Origin of the sequence: Devosia enhydra, assembly GCF_900119845.1 — a bacterium.
Classification (GTDB): domain Bacteria; phylum Pseudomonadota; class Alphaproteobacteria; order Rhizobiales; family Devosiaceae; genus FPKU01.
In genome coordinates this window covers 282,681-302,026 of sequence record NZ_FPKU01000003.1, presented here as the reverse complement: position 1 = coordinate 302,026, position 19,346 = coordinate 282,681, and the positions used below count along the sequence as shown (strand labels likewise).

The 19,346-nt window shown below is 67.3% G+C and carries 19 protein-coding genes and 1 riboswitch; of the genes, 8 read left to right on the top strand and 11 right to left on the bottom strand.

Translation table 11 applies throughout. The annotated features are described in order from the left end of the window. Positions 1 to 131: 131 nt before the first annotated feature. A complete protein-coding gene (locus BT183_RS16230) occupies positions 132 to 710 on the bottom strand; it encodes a YqgE/AlgH family protein (protein ID WP_072345468.1) in 579 nt (192 codons plus the stop codon). 183 nt (positions 711 to 893) lie between these two features. Between BT183_RS16230 and BT183_RS16225 the strand changes: the two genes are divergently transcribed. From BT183_RS16225 to gcvPB, 7 genes are all read left to right on the top strand, one after another. Then, entirely contained in the window at positions 894 to 1,748 is an 855-nt protein-coding gene (locus tag BT183_RS16225) for a protein-disulfide reductase DsbD domain-containing protein (protein WP_072345466.1), read from the top strand. 51 nt (positions 1,749 to 1,799) lie between these two features. Beyond that, complete coding sequence (locus BT183_RS16220) at positions 1,800 to 2,297, top strand: peroxiredoxin (RefSeq protein WP_244545361.1); 498 nt, start codon at positions 1,800 to 1,802, stop codon at positions 2,295 to 2,297. Positions 2,298 to 2,320: 23 nt separating this feature from the next. Beyond that, the gene (locus tag BT183_RS16215; RefSeq protein ID WP_072345462.1) at positions 2,321 to 2,920 is read left to right on the top strand and encodes a hypothetical protein; all 600 of its coding nucleotides are present in this window, start codon (positions 2,321 to 2,323) and stop codon (positions 2,918 to 2,920) included. A 139-nt stretch (positions 2,921 to 3,059) separates the two neighbouring features. Beyond that, positions 3,060 to 3,157: riboswitch (glycine riboswitch) on the top strand. Between the two features lie 153 nt (positions 3,158 to 3,310). Continuing rightward, entirely contained in the window at positions 3,311 to 4,486 is a 1,176-nt protein-coding gene (gene gcvT, locus BT183_RS16210) for a glycine cleavage system aminomethyltransferase GcvT (RefSeq protein WP_072345460.1), read from the top strand. A 1-nt stretch (position 4,487) separates the two neighbouring features. After that, on the top strand, positions 4,488 to 4,853 hold the full coding sequence (gene gcvH, locus BT183_RS16205) for a glycine cleavage system protein GcvH (protein WP_072345458.1): 366 nt from the start codon (positions 4,488 to 4,490) through the stop codon (positions 4,851 to 4,853). 7 nt (positions 4,854 to 4,860) lie between these two features. Continuing rightward, positions 4,861 to 6,204, top strand: coding sequence for an aminomethyl-transferring glycine dehydrogenase subunit GcvPA (gcvPA, locus tag BT183_RS16200; RefSeq protein WP_072345456.1), 1,344 nt, complete (start codon positions 4,861 to 4,863; stop codon positions 6,202 to 6,204). Next, entirely contained in the window at positions 6,201 to 7,745 is a 1,545-nt protein-coding gene (gene gcvPB, locus BT183_RS16195; protein WP_072345455.1) for an aminomethyl-transferring glycine dehydrogenase subunit GcvPB, read from the top strand. The genes gcvPA and gcvPB overlap by 4 nt, the downstream gene beginning before the upstream one ends. A gap of 582 nt (positions 7,746 to 8,327) precedes the next feature. On the opposite strand, the gene BT183_RS16190 is transcribed toward gcvPB, so the two are convergent. From BT183_RS16190 to BT183_RS16155, 8 genes are all read right to left on the bottom strand, one after another. Continuing rightward, positions 8,328 to 8,831, bottom strand: a complete 504-nt coding sequence (locus BT183_RS16190; protein ID WP_342078972.1) for a F0F1 ATP synthase subunit B family protein — start codon at positions 8,829 to 8,831, stop codon at positions 8,328 to 8,330. A gap of 3 nt (positions 8,832 to 8,834) precedes the next feature. Continuing rightward, positions 8,835 to 9,473 (bottom strand): F0F1 ATP synthase subunit B family protein, encoded by a 639-nt coding sequence (locus BT183_RS16185; protein WP_084603613.1) that lies wholly within the window; start codon positions 9,471 to 9,473, stop codon positions 8,835 to 8,837. Between the two features lie 100 nt (positions 9,474 to 9,573). Next, positions 9,574 to 9,801 carry a F0F1 ATP synthase subunit C gene (locus BT183_RS16180; protein WP_072346282.1) on the bottom strand — a complete coding sequence of 76 codons (228 nt, stop codon included), beginning with the start codon at positions 9,799 to 9,801 and terminating at the stop codon, positions 9,574 to 9,576. Positions 9,802 to 9,874: 73 nt separating this feature from the next. Beyond that, complete coding sequence (locus BT183_RS16175) at positions 9,875 to 10,630, bottom strand: F0F1 ATP synthase subunit A (RefSeq protein WP_072345451.1); 756 nt, start codon at positions 10,628 to 10,630, stop codon at positions 9,875 to 9,877. 21 nt (positions 10,631 to 10,651) lie between these two features. Next, positions 10,652 to 11,002 (bottom strand): AtpZ/AtpI family protein, encoded by a 351-nt coding sequence (locus tag BT183_RS16170; RefSeq protein WP_244545360.1) that lies wholly within the window; start codon positions 11,000 to 11,002, stop codon positions 10,652 to 10,654. 243 nt (positions 11,003 to 11,245) lie between these two features. Beyond that, positions 11,246 to 14,707, bottom strand: coding sequence for a chromosome segregation SMC family protein (locus tag BT183_RS16165; RefSeq protein ID WP_072345447.1), 3,462 nt, complete (start codon positions 14,705 to 14,707; stop codon positions 11,246 to 11,248). Positions 14,708 to 14,743: 36 nt separating this feature from the next. Continuing rightward, entirely contained in the window at positions 14,744 to 15,556 is an 813-nt protein-coding gene (locus BT183_RS16160) for a DsbA family protein (RefSeq protein WP_143145856.1), read from the bottom strand. Between the two features lie 131 nt (positions 15,557 to 15,687). Further along, entirely contained in the window at positions 15,688 to 16,212 is a 525-nt protein-coding gene (locus BT183_RS16155; protein WP_177282594.1) for a DUF721 domain-containing protein, read from the bottom strand. Positions 16,213 to 16,262: 50 nt separating this feature from the next. Here BT183_RS16155 and BT183_RS16150 point away from each other — a divergent pair, with 50 nt between their 5' ends. Then, positions 16,263 to 17,327 carry an A/G-specific adenine glycosylase gene (locus BT183_RS16150; RefSeq protein ID WP_072345440.1) on the top strand — a complete coding sequence of 355 codons (1,065 nt, stop codon included), beginning with the start codon at positions 16,263 to 16,265 and terminating at the stop codon, positions 17,325 to 17,327. Between the two features lie 82 nt (positions 17,328 to 17,409). On the opposite strand, the gene BT183_RS16145 is transcribed toward BT183_RS16150, so the two are convergent. Further along, a complete protein-coding gene (locus BT183_RS16145; protein WP_072345438.1) occupies positions 17,410 to 18,540 on the bottom strand; it encodes a site-specific DNA-methyltransferase in 1,131 nt (376 codons plus the stop codon). Positions 18,541 to 18,624: 84 nt separating this feature from the next. Then, on the bottom strand, positions 18,625 to 19,299 hold the full coding sequence (locus BT183_RS16140; RefSeq protein WP_072345436.1) for a ribonuclease HII: 675 nt from the start codon (positions 19,297 to 19,299) through the stop codon (positions 18,625 to 18,627). Between the last annotated feature and the right edge of the window lie 47 nt (positions 19,300 to 19,346).

Below are 19,346 nucleotides of genomic sequence, written 5' to 3'. Positions count from 1 at the left end.
CCCCCTCGCCCCTCAGGGGAGAGGGCCGGGGTGAGGGGTGAAGCCTCGCAGCAGTTCGCCGTCATCGATCCCGACTAAGCGTTTCGGCAGCAGCTAAGGCCGGTCGGCCCGATTCCTGCTGCGCCGGACGCTCAGCCGTGCCCGGCTTCCGTGCTGAGGCTCGCGCGGGTGATCCCGAGCTGCTTGAGCGCCAGCAGATAGCGGTCGGCAAGCGGGGCGCCGAACAGCAGGTCTCGCGAGAACGGCACGGTCAGCCAGCCATTGCTCTTGATCTCGCCCTCGAGCTGACCCGGGCTCCAGCCGCAATAGCCCAGCGCGAACAGCGATTGGCGAGGACCTTCCTCTTTGGCGATGGCCTTGAGCACATCGAGCGTGGCGGTGAGGCAGATTTCCTCGTTCACGACATAGGAATTGCCGTCGCGGAAATAGTCCGACGAATGCAGCACGAAGCCGCGCCCCTTCTGCACCGGGCCGCCGCGCAGCACCTCGCGCTGGCGCACATCCTCGGGCAGGCGGATCGCGTCTTCCTGCGTCGTGATCTTGAGCTCCTCCAGCACGTCGGTGAAACGCATCTCGGGCAGGGGGTGATTGACGACGAGGCCCATCGCGCCCTCATCGCCATGCCCGACCATGTAGATCACGCTTTCGCGGAACCGCTCGTCGCCCATATCGGGCATGGCGACGAGAAACTGACCCTTGAGCGACTGCATCGGACCCTCTCCATCATCAATCCCGGTCGCTGATCTTACCCCTCCCGCCGCGACATGCCTAGGGCGGGTCCGGCGCGGCAGGCCTGCACGCGCCGCACGATCACGCGAATTTAAAGCCTGTTGATAGGTTCCTCGCTAGGCTTGGCTACCCTATCCTTGGCGGCCAGTACCGGAACCCATGCCATGCGTCGCCCGTCCGCAAAGAGCCCAGCTCCGCGCCTCGTCCCGAGCCTTGTCCTGCTCGGCAGCCTCCTGGCATTCCCAGCCTCTGCCGGGGAATCGCCCTGGCACGAACTGGCTCCGGGCGTCTCGGCGCGTCTCGTCTCGGCCGACCGCGTCGAGCAAGGTACGCTGCAGGCCGGGGTGGAGATCACCATGCCCGCCGGCTTCAACACCTATTGGCGCGTGCCGGGCGAAACCGGCATCCCCACGGCGCTCGACCTGTCGCGTTCGGTCAATGTCGAGGCCCACGCCATCGCCTGGCCCTATCCCGAGCGCGAAACCGCCAAGGGCTTTGTCGACTACATCTACCGCGATCGGCTGCTGCTGCCATTGACCCTGACGCTCTCCGGCGAGCCGGCGACGCTGTCGGTCGAACTCAGCGTCGGCATCTGCTCCGATATCTGCATTCCGGCCCAGGCCGCGCTGAGCCTCGATCTGGCGACCCGGACCGCCGATCGCCGTCAGGCGCTGGCGCTCACGCAGGCCGAAGCGCTGGCACCGCTGCCCTGGCCCGATGCCGCCCCGCCCGTCGCGATCCTGCCGCCGGGTGATGATTCGAAGCTCCTGCGCCTGCGCGTCGACCCCGATCGCGTCGATGTCGGCTCCATCATCGTCGATCTGGGGGCAGGGGGGCCGATATTCGGGGTGCCGCAAAAAAGCCCGGAACCAGACCTAGTGCTGGTGCCAATGCTGGGGAAGAAGACGGTTCAATGGCTTGCGGGCCGATCTGTAACCGTTACCTTCATCACCCCGCAGGGCGCCTACGAAATCTCGCAGTCTGTTCCACAGGCGGAGTCGACTGTAACGCCCGAGTGATCTAGGGTTTGCCGCGCTTTTGCTTAAGGGGCGCGCGAGGGAGCGTTTGTGATGATTCAGCCTGGCGATGTCATTCCCGCCATTCCGGTCAAGCATGTCACCGCGGCAGGCGTAACCGATGAGACGGCAGACAAGGTGCTGGGCGGCGGCCGGGTGGTGTTTTTCGCCGTGCCGGGGGCCTTCACCCCAACCTGCCATGCCAATCACCTGCCGGGTTTCGTCGATAACGCCTCGAAGTTTTCCGCGGCGGGCGTTGATCGCATCGTGTGCGGCGCAACCAACGATCACCACGTCCTCAAGGCCTGGGCAGAGGCCACGGGCGCTCTGGGGTCGATCGAATTCCTGTCCGATGGCAATGGCGCGCTGGCCAAGGCCATGGGGCTCGACAAGGACCTGTCCAAGGCCGGCATGGGCACGCGCTTCTCGCGCCTTGCCATGATCATCGACAATGGGCGGGTGGAACGGCTATTCCTTCAGGAAGAGCCTGGGGTCACCACCAGCGGGGCACCATCGGTCCTGATGGCGCTGGAAACGGCCCGCAGCAAGTAAACGTGCGTAGGGGGAAGTCGGGCATGCGCGACAGCACCAGGGCGGCCACCGGCCGCGTCTTCAGCCTTGTGGGCGCAGGCCTTCTGGCAACCGCTCTTTCGGCCTGTTCGATGGGCAATCTCTTCGGCGGAGGCGGGGCAAGCCCCACGGCCGCGCTGGCCAATACGAGCGCCACATCCGAGGAGATCGCGCGCTCGGCCCCGGTGTTGCCGGCCATTGCCACCGAATGTCCGCCCATCAAGGTGCGACCGGGGCAGGAGGCGCTGTTCTCCTACGTCAATAATGCCGAACCCAACCCCCGGCGTCTGCGCTTCCAGGCCGTGCTCGACAAGCAGTCGCGCAATTGCGTGGTTTCCAACGGGCTGATCACCGTGCGCATGGGCGTCGTCGGCCGCCTGCTGCTCGGGCCGGCCGGGCAGAACGAACAGGTCAATCTGCCGCTGCGCTTCTCGGTCGAGCGCGAGGATGTGGCGCTCTATTCCGAGCGCTACGACATTCCGGTGCAGGTGAGCCCCGCGGCCCAGTCGGCGGAATTCGTCAAGGTCGTCGAGAACGTCAACATTCCCTATCTCGGCGGCGAAGACATCACCATCTGGGTCGGCTTCGAAAGCGGCCGCAGCTAAGCGAATAGCTTAACCTCCCGATTGTGGCGGCTCCTCCCCCGATGGGAGGGACGCTGCGCCATGCCATACCGCCCGACCGTCAGGATCACGCGTCACCGCGCCATGCCATTGACTCTTTGCGGATTTGTCCGCAAAGCTCCCCCCGACTGCGGGAGAGATCGCCGGCTCATCGGGCCCGCGACGCCGAAGGAGCAACCGCCCCCGGAAACTCTCAGGCAAAAGGACCGCAGTCGGTATCGACATCTGGAAAGCGGGCGCGATTGCGCCCCACCGAAGGAGCAACCGGCCCCAAGGGTCCGGGAAATCTCTCAGGTTAGCGGACAGAAGGGGGCACCAAGGCGAAACGCTCACGCGTTGCGTCCCTGCGTGCCATGAACCTTTGGGTCCCTGATGTCCGAATCCTCTGCCGAGCCTCTCAAATCCGTCCTGCTCGATGCCCGCCACCGCGCGCTGGGCGGCCGCATGGTGCCCTTTGCCGGCCATGAACTGCCGGTGCAATATCCCAGCGGCATCATGGCCGAGCACAAATGGACGCGCGAGCAGGCCGGCCTGTTCGATGTCTCCCATATGGGCCCCGCCTTCGTGACGCTCTCTCAGCCCACGGGCGATGCCGATGCCGATCACGCCGCCATTGCAGCCCTGGTCGAGCCGCTGGTCTGCGGCGATATCGCCGGCCTCAAGCCCGGGCAGATCCGTTACACCCTGCTGCTCAATGAGCATGGCGGGGTGCTGGACGATCTGATGATCGCCCGCTCGCCGCTGGTGGGTGGCGAGCTCTATATCGTGGTCAATGCTGGCACCAAGGATGCCGACTATGCCCGCTTCGCCGAGGCCCTGGGGAGCCATGCGACCATCGCCCGCTCCGATGGCCATTACGCCCTCCTTGCCCTGCAGGGTCCGCAGGCTGCCTCCGTGATGGAAGGCCTCGTGCCGGCCGCGACCGCGCTCGGCTTCATGAATTACGGCGCCTTCGAATGGGCTGGAGAGACCCTCTTTATCGCCCGCTCCGGCTATACCGGCGAGGATGGCTTCGAGATTCTGGTGCCCCGCGCCGCAGCCGAGGCCCTCTGGGATGCGCTTGTGGCTGATCCCCGCGTCAAGCCCATCGGGCTCGGCGCCCGCGATTCGCTGCGCCTCGAGGCCGGGCTGCCGCTTTACGGGCATGACCTCGATCCGGGCTTCTCCCCGGCTGAAGGCAACCTCTCCTTCGCCATCGGCAAGCGCCGTCGCGCCAGTGCCGATTTCCCCGGCGCCGGTCGCATCCTGCGCGAATTGTCGGGCGCTCTCGGCCGGTTGCGCGTCGGGCTGCTGGTCGAAGGCGCGCCGGCGCGCGAGGGCGCCGAGATCACCGATGAGACTGGCGCCGTCATCGGCACGGTGACGAGCGGCGGCTTTGCCCCCAGCCTCGGTCGGGCCATCGCCATGGGCTATGTGCCCCCGAAGTTTTCCGAACCCGGCACGCGGCTCGGCGTGCTGGTGCGCGGCCGCAGCCAGGCCGCCACCGTCGCGCCCATGCCCTTCGTGCCGCACCGTTATTTCCGCAAGCCCGCAAAGCAAGGCCTCTGACATGACCACCCGCTACACCGTCGATCACGAATATATCCGTCTCGATGGCGCCGAAGCCGTCGTCGGCATCACCCCCTATGCGCAGGAGCAGCTGGGCGACATCGTCTATGTCGAGCTGCCCAGCGTCGGCCAGGCCGTGAAAAAGGGTGACGAAGCCGCCGTCGTCGAATCGGTCAAGGCCGCCTCCGAGATCTACGCGCCGGCCTCCGGCACCGTGGTCGCCGTCAACGACAGGCTCTCGGGCGAACCGGGCCTCATCAATCTCGATCCAGAAGCCGGCGGCTGGATCTTCAAGCTCAGGCTCGATGATGCCTCGGAGCTCGAAGCCCTGATGGATGCCGACGCCTACGCCGCACACACAGCTTGAGCCAGAGATGCGTTACCTTCCCCATTCCGACGCCGAGCGGGCCGACATGCTCGCCCTTATCGGCGGGCCCGATGCCGATGCGCTGTTCAGCGCCGTGCCGTCCGACCTGCTGCTGCGCCAGCCGCCGGCACTGCCCGCCCATTCCCCTGAATTTTCCGTCGAAGCCCGCATGCGCGCGCTTTCGGCCCGAAACCACGCGGCCGGCGACGGCCCGTTCTTCATCGGGGCGGGCGCCTATCGCCACCATGTGCCGGCGACCGTCGACCACCTTATCCAGCGTTCCGAATGGCTGACGGCCTATACGCCCTACCAGCCCGAAATCTCGCAGGGCACCCTGCAGATGCTCTTCGAGTTCCAGACGCAGGTGGCCAACCTCACCGGCATGGAAGTGGCTAACGCCTCGCTCTATGATGGCTCCACCGCCACGGCAGAGGCCGTGCTGATGGCCCGGCGCCTGACGCGCCGCAACCGCATCCTGCTCTCCGGCGGGCTGCATCCGCATTACCGCGACGTGGTCCGCACCTATCTGGGCGATGACGACGACCTCATCTGCCTGCCGGCCTCGCCCGTAGGCCAGGGGGACATCCTTTCCCGCCTCGACGACAAGACCGCCGCCATCGTCATCCAGACCCCCGACTTTTTCGGCCATCTGCGCGATCTCAAGGCCGCCGCCGATGCCATCCACGCCGTGGGCGGGCTGCTGATCGTGGTGGTCACCGAAGTGGTGTCGCTGGGCCTACTCGAAGCGCCCGGCGCGCTCGGTGCCGATATCGTGGTGGCCGAGGGCCAGTCGCTCGGCAACGCGCTCAATTTCGGTGGCCCCTATGTTGGGCTCATGGCGACGCGCAAATCCTTCATCCGGCAGATGCCGGGCCGCCTTTGCGGCGAGACGGTGGATGCCGAGGGCCAGCGCGGCTTTGTCCTCACTCTCTCCACCCGCGAGCAGCATATCCGGCGTGAGAAGGCGACCTCTAATATCTGCACCAATTCGGGCCTCTGCGCGCTCGCCTTCACCATCCATCTCTCGCTTCTGGGCGAAGCGGGGCTGGTGCGGCTGGCGCGGCTCAATCACGCCCGGGCCGGCGCGCTGGCCGATGCGCTCGCTGCCATTCCCGGCGTCACGCTCCTCAACCGCACCTTCTTCAATGAAATGACCATCCGCATCGGCCGCCCGGCCGCCCCGGTGGTCGAGGCGCTAGCCCGGCGCGGCATCCTTGCCGGCGTGCCGGCCTCGCGGCTCCTGCCCGGCGAGCCCGAGGTCGATGATCTCATCATCCTGGCCGCCACCGAACTCACCAGCAGCGAGGATATCGCTGCGCTCTCGGCCGCTCTGGCGGAGGAACTGAAATGAGCATGAACACCCAGGGACGTCCCACCGGCATCGGTTCGGGCGGGGCAGGGGGCAATGGCTCCTCGATGCTGCCCAACGAGCCGCTGCTTTTCGAGATCGGCGATCGCGAGCATTCGGGCGTCGACCTCCCCGAGGTCGAGATCGTCACCGATCGGCTCGGCGGCTTTGACCGCGCCTCCGCGCTCGATCTGCCCGGCCTCACCGAGCCCGAGGCCATGCGCCACTACGTGCGCCTGTCGCGTCTCAACCACTCGATCGATTCGGGCATGTACCCGCTCGGCTCGTGCACCATGAAGCACAATCCGCGCCTCAACGAGAAGATGGCGCGGCTCCCCGGCTTTGCCGACATCCACCCCCTCCAGCCCGTCTCGACCGTGCAGGGTGCGCTCCAGCTGATGGAAGAGCTGTCGCACTGGCTGATGACCCTCACCGGCACGGCCGCCGTGGCGCTCTCGCCCAAGGCTGGCGCGCATGGCGAGCTCTGCGGCATGATGGCGATCAAGGCCGCCCATGAAGCGCGTGGCCAGGCCCACCGCACCGTGGTGCTGGTGCCCGAAAGCGCCCACGGCACCAATCCGGCCACCGCCGCCTTCCTCGGCTACAGCGTCAAGCCGATCCCGGCGCGCGCCGATGGCACGGTCGATGCCTCGGCCGTCGTTGCGGCGCTGTCGCCCGACGTCGCGGCCATCATGCTCACCAACCCCAACACCTGCGGGCTGTTCGAGCCGCAGATCCGCGAGATCGCTGCAGCCGTGCATGAGGCGGGCGCCTATTTCTACTGCGATGGCGCCAATTTCAACGCCATCATGGGGGTGGTGCGGCCGGGTGATCTTGGCATCGATGCCATGCACATCAACCTGCACAAGACCTTCTCCACCCCGCATGGCGGTGGCGGGCCCGGTGCCGGCCCGGTCGTGCTCTCCGAAGCGCTGGCGCCATTCGCGCCCGTGCCCTTCGTCCGCAAGGCCGGCGACGGGCTCGAACTCGTCGAGCATCCCCAGGAGACCGCGCTGGGCCGCATCACCGCCTTCCACGGCCAGATGGGCATGTATGTGCGGGCGCTCACCTACATGCTCTCGCATGGCGGCGACGGGCTGGCCCAGGCGGCGCGCGATGCGGTGCTCAATGCCAACTATATCCGCGCCCGGCTGGCTGACGTCTTCTCGCTGCCCTTCCCCGACTATCCGGCGATGCACGAGGTGCTGTTCGACGACAGCTTCCTCGAGGGCAGCGGGGTCTCGACCCTCGATTTCGCCAAGGCGCTGATCGACGAGGGCTTCCACCCCATGACCATGTATTTCCCGCTGGTCGTGCATGGAGCCATGCTGATCGAGCCTACCGAAAGCGAGAGCCGGCAGACGCTGGATCACTTCTGCGACGTGATGCTCGATCTCGCCCGTTCGGCCAAGGCCGGGGACAAGGAACGGTTCACCGCCGCCCCCACCCGTGCCCCTCGCCGCCGCCTCGACGAAACCCGAGCCGCCCGCACCCCCCGCCTCACTTGGTCCCCCCCGGAAGACCTGCCCCAGGCCGCCGAATAGGGCGGGGGGTGCCCATCGCGACAGGCCCAATCAAGCCCGCCGCTCTTCCCTTCTCCCCTCGAGGGGAGAGGGGGCGCAGGGCCGGATGAGGAGTTCAGACTATCGGCTTCAGCCAAGAGCCCGCACCCCTCACCCCAACCCTCTCCCCGGCGGGGAGAGGGGGCGCAGGCACTGCGCAAGCAGCGCTGAATTGCGAGCTCTTATGGTTTGAGACGCGCCTATGGGGCTGTTGAGGGTTAGTACTCTCGGTGGTTCAGGGACGCCATCTTACCTCTCCCTTCGGGGGAGAGGTCGGCGCGCAGCGCCGGGTGAGGGGGCCTCGCCGCTTGCCAAATCCCCGAACGTTTTACCCTGAGCCACTCGTCGAGTAATGAGGTTCGGTGCTCAGACGAACTTCGAACAGGCCCAATCAAGCCCGCCGCTCTTCCCTTCTCACCTCGAGGGGAGAGGGGGCGCAGGCGCCGTGCCACAAAAGCCCCTAAAGACTAGCGAGCCCTCGCGATGGGGACGCCAGCGGCACCACCCGAAAAACAAAAAGGCGGGCAACGGGCCCGCCTCCTGCAATCACTAGTGAAATCCGACCTAGTTCAGCTTGCTGCCCACGTCGCGGATGGCGCGGTCGACCATGGCGTCGTTCTGGGTTGCCATCTGCTGGGTAAGGAGCACGCGGGCCGCTTCCACTGCAACGTCCGCAGCGCGGGCGCGCACCTCGGCGACGGCCTGCGACTCGGCCTGCGCGATCTTGTCTTCGACCGCCTTGGTGCGGCGGGCGATGAGGGCCTCGAGCGATGCGCCGGCTTCGGCGGTGAGGCGGAAGGCTTCCTCGCGTGCGGCGAGAACGATGCTTTCGGCTTCCTTCTCGGCCTCGTCGCGCTTGCGCTCATACTCTTCGAGCATGGCCTTGGCCTCGACGCGGAGCCGATCGGCTTCGGCCAGGTCGGTCTCGATCTTCTTGATGCGGGCGTCGAGGGCTTTGGCGATGATCTTGGGCACGCCGAAATAGAGCGTCATGCCGATGAAGATCAGCAGGGCGACGAAGGCCCAGACGGTAGCGGCGGAGGTTGCGTCCATACCGAAGCTGAGCATGGCTTACTCCTTGCTGGCCTTAGCCACGGCGGCGTGGGCTTCCGCCTCGCTCACCGGGCCGGAAATCTGCGCCACGAGGGCCTGCACGGTCTCGGCGGCGATCTCGTCGACCTTGCCCATGGCCTCGACCTTGGTGGCCGCGATCGAGGCTTCGGCGCCGGCAATCTTGGCGGCAAGGTCCTGCTCGACGCGGGCCCGCTTGTTGTCGATGTCGGACTTGATGCCGGCGCGGGTTTCCTCGGCCATGGCATGGGCCTTGGCGCGCGCCGCAGCCAGAGCCGCTTCATAAGAAGCGATGGCTTCGTCCGTCTTCTTGCGCGAATGCTCGGCAGCAGCCAGGTCGCCATCGATGCGGGCCTGGCGCTGGTCGATGATGTTGCCGATGCGCGGAAGCGCCACGCGGCTCATCAGCACATAGAGCAGGGCAAAAGTGATCGCGAGCCAGATCAGCTGGCCGGCAAAGGTGGAGGAGTCGAAAGGCGGGAAGACTTCGGAATGACCCGAGTCATGCACCTCGCCATGCGTCCCCGCGAGATCGGGCGACAGGGCGTGGTCGCCGCCGACCTCCTCGAATTCCACGGTGGGGGTTTCCGGCTGGGCGGTTGGTCCACCCTGAGCCTGAGCCACGAGCTGGCCTGCCATCGGCTTAACTGCTCCGCATCAGCACATCCGGTGTCAGCCGGACAGGAAACTGCCGGCGCGCCCGCGGGCGCAGCCGGCCGTCAGGCTTCGTCCTATCGGATCACACCGCGAACAGCAGCAGGAGCGCGACGAGGAACGAGAAGATGCCCAGGGCTTCGGTCACGGCGAAGCCGAAGATCAGGTTGCCGGTCTGGCCAGCAGCGGCGGCCGGGTTGCGCAGGGCGCCCGACAGGAAGCTGCCGAAGATGTTGCTCACGCCGATAGCGGCGCCGGCCATACCGAAACAGGCAATGCCAGCACCCAGGAACTTTGCGGCTTCAGCTTCCATCATGTTTTCCTTTCGAGGAGTAGGACGAAGTCTACGCGGCGCCGGACCATCCGTTTGCGCCGGAATTGGGGGATCAGTGCGAGGGGTGGATCGCGTCGTTGATGTACATGGACGCAAGCACCGCGAACACATAGGCCTGAACAACCGACACCATGAGTTCGAGCACCGTGATGGCAACCGCCATCAGCAGCGGCAGGATCGCGCCGAGCACGCCGAAAAAGCCGAGCGAACCGAGCGTCACCACGAAGCCGGCGAACACCTTGAGGGTGATGTGGCCGGCCAGCATGTTGCCGAACAGTCGGACCGACAGGCTCACCGGGCGCGAGAGGAACGAGATGACCTCGATCGGCACGACGATGAAGAGGATCGGGAAGGGCACGCCGGCGGGCACGAAGAGCTTGAGGAATTTCGGTCCGTGGCGGAAGAAACCGTAGCCGATGACCACGGCCATCACGAGCGCGGCAAGCGCGAAGGTGACGATGATGTGGCTGGTGACGGTGAAGAAATAGGGCACCATGCCGAAGAGGTTGGCGACCAGAACGAACATGAAGAGCGAGAAGATGAAGGGGAAGAACTTCATCCCTTCCTTGCCCGCCGATCCGCGCACCATGTTGGCCACGAATTCGTAGAGCATCTCCGAGAGCACCTGGGCGCGGCCCGGCACGATGCTGCGCGGCGCGGTCGACCAGAGCAGGTAGCCGCCGATGGCAGCCACGGTCAGCGCCATGAACAGCGCCGAATTGGTGAGGGCAGGGCCACCTTCGCCAAACGATACGAGATCGTAGATGGCAAACTGGTGGATCGGGTCGACTACGTTCGGATCGGCCAAGTTCTCAACCCCCGGGGGTGTCTATCGCTGTTCGTCATTGGGCCGACCGAGATCGGCGCCGTCCTGCGGCTGGGCCGCCTTGTTCATTTCCGCCACCGCGCGGGTGACGTTGAGAATACCGGCGGCGAAGCCAAACAGCAGCATCACCAGCATGATCCACGGCTGCGTACCCAGCCACAGATCGAGCAGGTACCCCAGTGCCGCACCGACCAGGATCGCCGCGGCGAATTCCGAACCGATGCGGAAGCCTCGTCCCAGCGCGGACATCTGGCCCGAAGACCGGCCATCGGCCTCGGCCGGGCCCATTTGCCCACGCTTGGCCGCCGCGATGCGTGCCGCGAGATCCCGGGTCACCCCGGCGTCGCGCTTCACGTCACGAGGCGCCGTCCCGTTCTCGTCTCGCGGCGGTGTCATCGCGATCCTCGCTCAGGCCGACGCTGCCTTGAAAAAAGGCCCCCGTCCAGTTGGCGCGCAACATAGTGACGGCACCCCGGAGTGTCAAGCAGCGCCAATAGTGTGCAAGCCTTTGGAATTCCTGCAATTTATACTTGTCATGCCCCCTGCGGCACCTTGTCCGCCCCGCGATTCCCCCGCCTCTCGCCGCAGCGGGTGCCCCTAGGCCCTGTCGGTGAAGGCCTCGGCCTGCCGCAGATCGACCGAAACCAGCTGGCTCACGCCCCGCTCGGCCATGGTCACGCCATAGAGGCGGTCGACCCGGCTCATGGTGATGGGGTTGTGGGTGATGACCAGAAACCGCGTCTCGGTGCGTTTGCGCATCGAATCGAGCAGCGTGCAGAAGCGCTCGACATTGGCGTCGTCGAGCGGCGCATCCACCTCATCGAGCACGCAGATCGGGGCGGGGTTGGTGAGGAAGACGGCAAAGATCAGGCTTAACGCCGTCAGCGCCTGTTCCCCACCCGAAAGCAGCGTCATGGTCGAGGGCTTTTTGCCCGGCGGACGCGCGAAGATTTCGAGCCCCGCCTCGAGCGGATCGTCGCTTTCCACGAAGCGCAATTCGGCCGTGCCTCCGCCGAACAGCGTGGTGAAAAGTTCCCGGAAATACGCATTGACCCTGTCGAAGGCCTCCGACAGCCGGGCCCGCCCCTCGCGATTGAGGCTCTGGATGCCGGATCTGAGCGTCGCGATGGCGGCGATGAGGTCGTCGCGGTCGGTCACCATCTGGTCGAGTTTTTCCCGCACCTCCTCGCTTTCGCGCTCGGCGGCGAGATTGACCCCGCCCAGCCGCTCGCGCTCGGCTTTGAGCCGCTCTATGCGCCGCTCGGTATCGGTTTCTCCCGGCAAGGCATCCTGAGGCCGGATGCCGGCCACCTCGGCAGTCCGGCTGGCCTGGATGCCGAGCGTTTCGTGCACGAGCCGCTCGATCTGCTGGCGCTGGGCTGAAAGACCGGCGATTCGCTCATCGAGACGCCCCAGCTGCTCGCGCGTGCCCGACAGGGCGTCGGCGGCGAGGCGCTGGGCCTTGTCGGCCTCGGTGAACCGCGTTTCGGCCTCGGCAAGCGCGTCGCCCGCCACGCGCCACGCCGTCTCTGCGTCGCGCAATTCGGCATCGAGGCCCGACTGCCGTTCGTCATGCAGATCGGGAGCGGCCCGCGCTGCTTCCAGTTCCTGCTCCAGGCCGCGATGCCGCTCGGCCAGTTCGGCGGCATGGTTGGCGGCGGCGACGCGGCGTTTTTCCCACGCTGCGCTTTCCTCACCGATCTGGCCGATCCGTCCCTCGCGCAGTCGCGCTTCCGTCTCGAGGGCGGCCAGAACCAGCCTTTCCTGCTCCGCTTCCAGTTTCCGGCTGCGCACGACGGCATCGGCCGCCGCAACCGCCTGCGCGGCCTGCTCTTCCGCTTCGGGGGCTTCGACACCTGCCCGCGCCGCCGCCACCGCGCCTTCGGCGTCAAGAACCGCAGCCGCCAGCTGCCGGGCCGCCTCGGCGAGCGTACCCCGGCGCGTCGCGAGCGTCCCCGTCGCCTTCTGCGCCGAATCGAGATCGGCCTGCGCCGCAGCGATGGCCTTCTGCGCCCGCCGCCAGCTTTCGCGCAGCCGTGTCTCAGCCTCCCGTGCGATCGAGAGCTCTGCGGCGGCGGCTGATGCCGTCTCGGCGGCGGCAACCCGATCGCGCCACATCGTGGTGATCTCGGCATCGAGATCGGCAAGCCGGTTGCGCTGCGCCAGCCTTTGCGCGGCGGCGCTCGGCGCATTGGCTGCGGCGCGCAACCCGTCCCAGCGCCAGGTCGCGCCGGCTTTCGTCACCAGCATCTGGCCCGGGCGCAGCAGGGGTGCGAGGCGCTCGGCCGCCGCCTCGTCCACGAGCCCGATCTGGTCGAGCCGGCGCCTCAGGGCATCCGCCCCGGTCACCACCAGCGAAAGCGGTGTCGCTCCATCGGGAAGGGCAGGGTCGCCCTCGGCTGGTCCGGCCTCGCCCCAATGGATCGGCGCCCTCGGATCGGCGGGCTTGTCGAGATCGTCCCCGAGCGCGGCGCCCAGCGCCTGCTCGTGGCCGGGCATAACCGTGAGGGTCTCGGCGATACCGGCCCATTTCCCACCGCCGGCTGCCGCCTTGAGAATTCGCTCGAGCGTCGTCCGCTCGGTTTCAAGACCCTTGAGCGCCGTATCAAGCTTTTGCAGCGGCGGACGCGCCCTGTCGACGCGCTGCTGGGCAAGCCGCGCCGCCTCTTCTGCCCGGATCGCTTCGGCCTCGGCAGCTTCTGCTGCCTGCCGCGCCGCATCGAGAGCCGCCTGCCGCGCGGCCACCCCGTCATCGGCGGCGATGCGTCTTTCGATGTCCGCCAACGCCTCGCCGGCCGCCTTGGCTTCGCGCGCAAGCCGGCCCTGCCGGGCCTCGGCCTCGGCCAGCGCCTGCGCCGCCTGTCCCCGTCGCGCGCGAATCGCCGCCAGCGCCTCGCTCGCCTCCCGCGCCGCCGCCTCGGCCTCTGCGACGGCCCTTGCCGCCGAAGCGCTTGCCACCTGGGCCTCCGCCAGCGCACCGATCGCCCCATCGCGCTGGGCGATGAGGGCGGCCTTTTCGCTGGCGTAGCGAGCGAGAGCCTCGGCGCTTTCGGTAACCAGTTCGGTCTCGCGGTTTCTGTCGGCCTCGGCCTGCTCCAGCCGTCTTTGCAGCTCGGCCAGCCGGCCGGCTTCACGCTTGCGCTCGGCTTCGGCCTGCTCGATGAGGATCACGAGGCGCTGCCTCGTCGCTGCGGCAGCCACTTCGGCCTCGCGCCGGGGCTGCACCGCCTGCCGGGCGAGAAACAGCACCTTCTGCGCCTCGAGCTCGAGATGGGTGGCGTCGGCAAGCTGGCGGGTCAGCCGGCCCTGCTCGGCCTCGGCCTCTTTTTCGGCCACTCGCGCCTTCACCCAGCGCACATGGAAAAGCGCCGCCTCGGCCTTGCGGATATCGCCCGACAGGGCGCGATAGCGCACTGCGAGTCGCGCCTGGCGCCTCAGCGTTTCAAGCTGCTGTTCGATCTGGGCGATGACGTCGTCGACGCGCAGCAGATTTTGTTCGGCCGCCCGCAGCCGCAGTTCCGCCTCGTGCCGGCGCGAATGCAGGCCCGAAATCCCGGCGGCCTCTTCGAGCAGGGCTCGCCTCTGCGTCGGCTTTGCGGCGATCAGCTCGCCGATCTGGCCCTGCCGCACCAGCGCCGGGGAATGGGCCCCGGTCGACGCATCGGCGAACAGCAACTGCACGTCGCGGGCGCGCACCTCGCGGCCATTGATGCGATAGACCGAGCCCGCCTCGCGCTCGATGCGGCGGGTGACTTCGAGCACGTCGGCGGAATTGAGAGGGGCGGGCGCGGTGCGGTCGGAATTGTCGAGCACGAGCGTCACTTCGGCCGAATTCCGCCCCGGCCGGTTGCCCGAGCCCGAGAAGATGACCTCATCCATCCCCGAGGCGCGCATCGCCTTGTATGAGCTTTCGCCCATCACCCAGCGCAGCGCTTCCACGAGATTGGATTTGCCGCAGCCATTGGGCCCGACAACGCCGGAGAGCCCGGCTTCCAGATGAAGCTCGGTGGTGTCGCAGAAGGATTTGAAGCCGGTAAGCGAAAGGCGCGTGAACTTCATCACGCGCCTCCTGGCAGTGTAGAGATGATTCTGGGCTTACTGGCTGTTGGCCGGCGCCATGGCATTGGCCGGAGCGGCCGGAGACATGGTGTTTGCCGGAGCGGCCGGGGCAGGGCTGTTGGCCGGAACCGCAGCAGGCGCCGTGGTGTTGGCCGGAGTTGCAGGCGTGCTGTTGGCCGGAGTCGCAGGCGCTGCGGGCGCGGCGCTTTCGGGGGGCAGCAGCGGGTCGATCTCGGCGGCAAGCTGGTCAATCGTCTTGTCCCCGGTCAGCTGCTTGCCATTGATGTAGAAGGTGGGGGTGCCCTCGAGGCGGAACTCCTCCAGCGCCTGGTTGCGCATGGTGTCGATACCGGTGGCCAGCTCCTGATTCGTCAAGGCGGCGTCGAAGCTCTCCTCGGTGAAGCCGAGCTGCATGGCCTGGGCGAGCAGCGCGTCGCGCGGCCGATCCGACGACATCCAGGCCGCCTGCGTGGCGAAATAGGATTCGAGCACGGTGTGGTACATCTCGGGCCCGGCCGCCTCGGCCAGCATGAACACCGCCGTGTCGAGCACGTTGCGCGAGAAGGGGCGCACGATGAACTTCACCTTGCCGGTGTCGATATAGCGCTCCTTGAACGTCGGATAGACCGTGTTGTGGAAGGTGGCGCAGTGCGGGCAGGTGGGCGATGCGTATTCTATCACCGTCACCGGAGCCGTCTCGGCGCCCATCACATGGTCGGGCAGGGCCACCTGCATCAGCTGGTTGATGTCGAAGACATCCCCTTCGGCGGCGTGGACACCACCGGCCATCACGCCGAAAAGGACGGTCGCGGCTGTCGAAACGAGCAGGTCACGGCGATTGATGCTCACGGGGTGGGGCTCCTTGTTCAATTTGCGCGCACACTACACGCGCCCATTTCGGCGGCAAGGGGGCAAGATCGCGCTGAACCATCAAAGCGCAGTGAACGATCACGAACAGAGCGTTCATAAGAAGAGAGCGTTCAACTACGCGCCCCTTGCCGCACCACGCCCGCGCCCAGAAGCCTGAGCGCCTCGCGCAGCCCCTCATCCTCCACCCCCGCAAGGCGCTGCTCAACCCGCTGCAGGGCTTCGGGCGCAACAGCGGGCCTCGGCGCGGGCGGGCGGGGCGGCTCGCTCATCGGCGTCGCCGACAGCCGCACCTGCCCCACGAGCAGATAGCCATAATAGCGGTTGATGGCCGAGGCGATGCGCTCGCCCTCATGGGCCAGTGCCAGCTGGTGGCCGGCCATGCAGCGCAGATAGAGCGTTGCGCCCTCATGGCTTCCTTTGCCCGCCCCTTGCCCCTTGTCGCTGCGCGGCCAGGCCAGCCGGTCCGGCATGGCCACGCGGTCATAGGGGGCAGGAGCCATGCTCGCCCAGTGGGCGAGAAGGTCGCGGCTGGCAAAGCCGCGCTTTTTCAGTACCGGGTCGAGCATGCCGGTTATGGCCTCGGCCAGCGGCACCACGCGGTTGCGCCGCTTGTCCGCCGTCTTCTTTGGGGCCATGTAGGTGTCCTTGTCTTCCGCCGGCTCTGCGGCGCACATCCCGGAACTCTATGCCGAAATCCCCCGCCCGCCAAATCGATGCCGCTCCGCTCGACGCCGCTGCCGTCCTCCAATGGTACGATCGCAACGCCCGCGACCTGCCCTGGCGGGTGCCGCCGGCGGACCGCGCGCGTGGCATCGCGCCTGATCCCTATCGCATCTGGCTCTCCGAAGTCATGCTGCAGCAGACCACCATCGCGGCCGTCAGAAGCTATTACGCGCGCTTCACCGCGCTCTGGCCCAGCGTCGCCGATCTCGCTGCCGCCCCGCTCGACAGGGTGCTCGTGGAATGGGCCGGGCTCGGCTATTACGCCCGGGCGCGCAATCTGCATGCCTGCGCCCGCGCCGTGGTCGAGCGCCATGGTGGGGTTTTTCCTACCCGCTCGGCCGAATTGCTCGCGCTGCCCGGCATCGGCGCCTATACCGCCGCAGCGATTGCCGCCATCACGGGAGACGAGGAGGTGGCGGTGCTCGATGGCAATGTCGAGCGCGTGCTGGCCCGCTATCTCGCTCTGCCCGTGCCCGTGCGCGAGGCCAAGGAGGGGCTCCGCGCCTACCTTCAGGAGCAGGTGCCCCAGCGCGCCGGCGATTTCGCGCAGGCGATGATGGATCTGGGCGCCACCATCTGCGCCCCGCGCTCGGCGCTCTGCATGCTCTGCCCGCTTCAGCCGGGCTGCCTCGGCACCCGCGCCGACCCGCTGGTCTATCCGGTCAAGGCGGCAAAGCCCGAGCGGCCGGTGCGTTTCGGCCACGCCTTCGTCATCCGTGATCGCGATGGCGACATCTATCTGCGCCGCCGGCCGGAAAAGGGCCTGCTCGCCCGCATGGCCGAAACCCCCACCACGCCCTGGACGGACGAGGCTCTGCCCGTCGTCTTCCCCTTTGCAGCCGATTGGCGCGCGCTCATGCCCATCACCCATGTCTTCACCCATTTCCGGCTCGAACTCTCGGTGTGGACGGCAGAGGCGCCCGTCCCCGCCGATCTCGCCGAAGGCTGGTGGGCCGCGCCGGAGGGGCTCGACGACGAAGCCTTGCCCAGCCTCTTCCGCAAGGTGCTCGCCAGCGCCGGCCTCTGAGCGGCGATCAAACAAAATCGCCGCCGGCCCGTGGGCCGGCGGCGCAATTGCCTGATGCTTGGAGGTCTTCAGGCGAACGGGGTCAGGCCGGAACCTGCGCGAGGCGCGAGCGTACATCGGTGCGCAACACGTCGATGGGCGCGAGGCGGCCCTGTAATTCGGTGTGCCAGAACGTCCAGCCATTACAGGCCTCGGCGCCCTGCACGAGCGCGCCGACCCGGTGGATCGAGCCCTGATGGCTGCCCGACACGAGCGAACCATCAGCCCGCACCATGGCCGAATAACGGCCGCGCATGTCGGTGAGGCGGGTGCCGATGGCGATCATGCCCATCTCGATGAGCGACCCGAAAGCCACGCGCGGCGCCTGTCGCTTGGGCACCCCGGCCTCCACCGCCTCGGGCGCGGCCGGGCGGATGGCGGCGAGGCGCTTCAGCGCCGCATTCACATAGGCACGTTCCCGCTCGATGCCGATGAAATGGCGCCCGAGCTTGCGGGCCACTGCGCCGGTCGTGCCGGTGCCGAAGAAGGGATCGAGCACCACGTCGCCGGGCCTGGTCGTCGCGGTCAGGATGCGGTGCAGCAGCGCCTCGGGCTTCTGGGTCGAATGCACCTTGCCGTCCGCCTCGTCGCGCAGCCTCTCGGCGCCCGAGCAGATGGGGAAGAGCCAGTCCGAGCGCATCTGCAGATCTTCATTGCCGTGCTTGAGCCCCTCATAGTTGAAGGTCACGCGCGACTTGCGGCTCTTGGAGGCCCAGATCAGCGTTTCATGGGCGTTGGTGAACCGTGTGCCGCGGAAATTCGGCATCGGGTTGGCCTTGCGCCAGATGATGTCGTTGAGCATCCAGTAGTCGAGATCCTGCAGCGCCGTCCCGACCCGGAAGATGTTGTGGTACGACCCGATGACCCAGATGGCGCCATCGGCCTTCAGCACCCGGCGGGCGGCGCGCAGCCAGTCGCGGGTGAAGGCGTCGTAATGGGCAAAGCTCTCGAACTTGTCCCACTGGTCGTCCACCGCGTCCACCCGGCTCTGGTCGGGCCGGGTGAGGCCCTCCGAAAGCTGGAGGTTGTAGGGCGGGTCGGCAAAGATCAGGTCCACCGAGTTCGGCGGCAGCGCATCCATGTGGGCGATGCAGTCTCCCACGAGGATCGTATCGATCGGCAGACGATGGTCGAAGACCTCAGCGGCCTCCGCGCGGCGTGCGGTACGCAACATGCACTTAACCCCGGCGCAATTTGACTCGAACTTTATCCACCGAGTCGTAAGCCGTTAGGGTTAAACGCGATTTAAGCGTTAGGGTTAGGAAAGGGTAAAGGCCTCGCGGCGCGCCGCCGCCGCTTCCAGGCAGGGGGCGAAATCCATGCGATGGTGGCGCCCCGGCCCGTGCGTTGCCAGCGCCGAAAGATGCTGCGGGCTCGAATAGCCCTTGTGGCTCGAAAAGCCGAAGGCCGGCTCGTCGCAATCCATGATCGCGCACATCCGGTCGCGCGTGACCTTGGCGATGATCGAGGCGGCAGCGATCGAAACGCTGAGCCCGTCGCCCCCGATCACGGCTTCCGAGAAGCAGGGCAGGCCCTGCGGCACGTCGCGCCCGTCGATGAGCGCATAATCTGCCGCAACCGCCAGCCCCAGCACCGCCCGCCGCATGGCCCAGAGCGTCGCGCCCCGAATATTGTAGCGGGCGATCACCTGGGGCGGCGCGATGACCACCGCCACATGAGCCGTTGCCATGATCTGCGCATGCAGCGCCTCGCGCTTTTGCGCCGTCAGCTTCTTGGAATCGTCGAGCCCTTGGGGGATGCGCGCGGGGTCGAGCACCACGGCCGAAACCACCACAGGCCCCGCCAGCGGACCTCGCCCGGCCTCGTCCACCCCGGCAACGCAGAGACGGCCGGACGCCATCAGCGCGGCCTCGCGGCAAAAATCCGGGGCAGGGGAAGCGCTGAGGGGCTGGGACGAATCGCGTTTCGGCATGGCCGGAGCATTCTTCGGCTTTGCGGCCGAGGCAAGGCCCGAGCGTT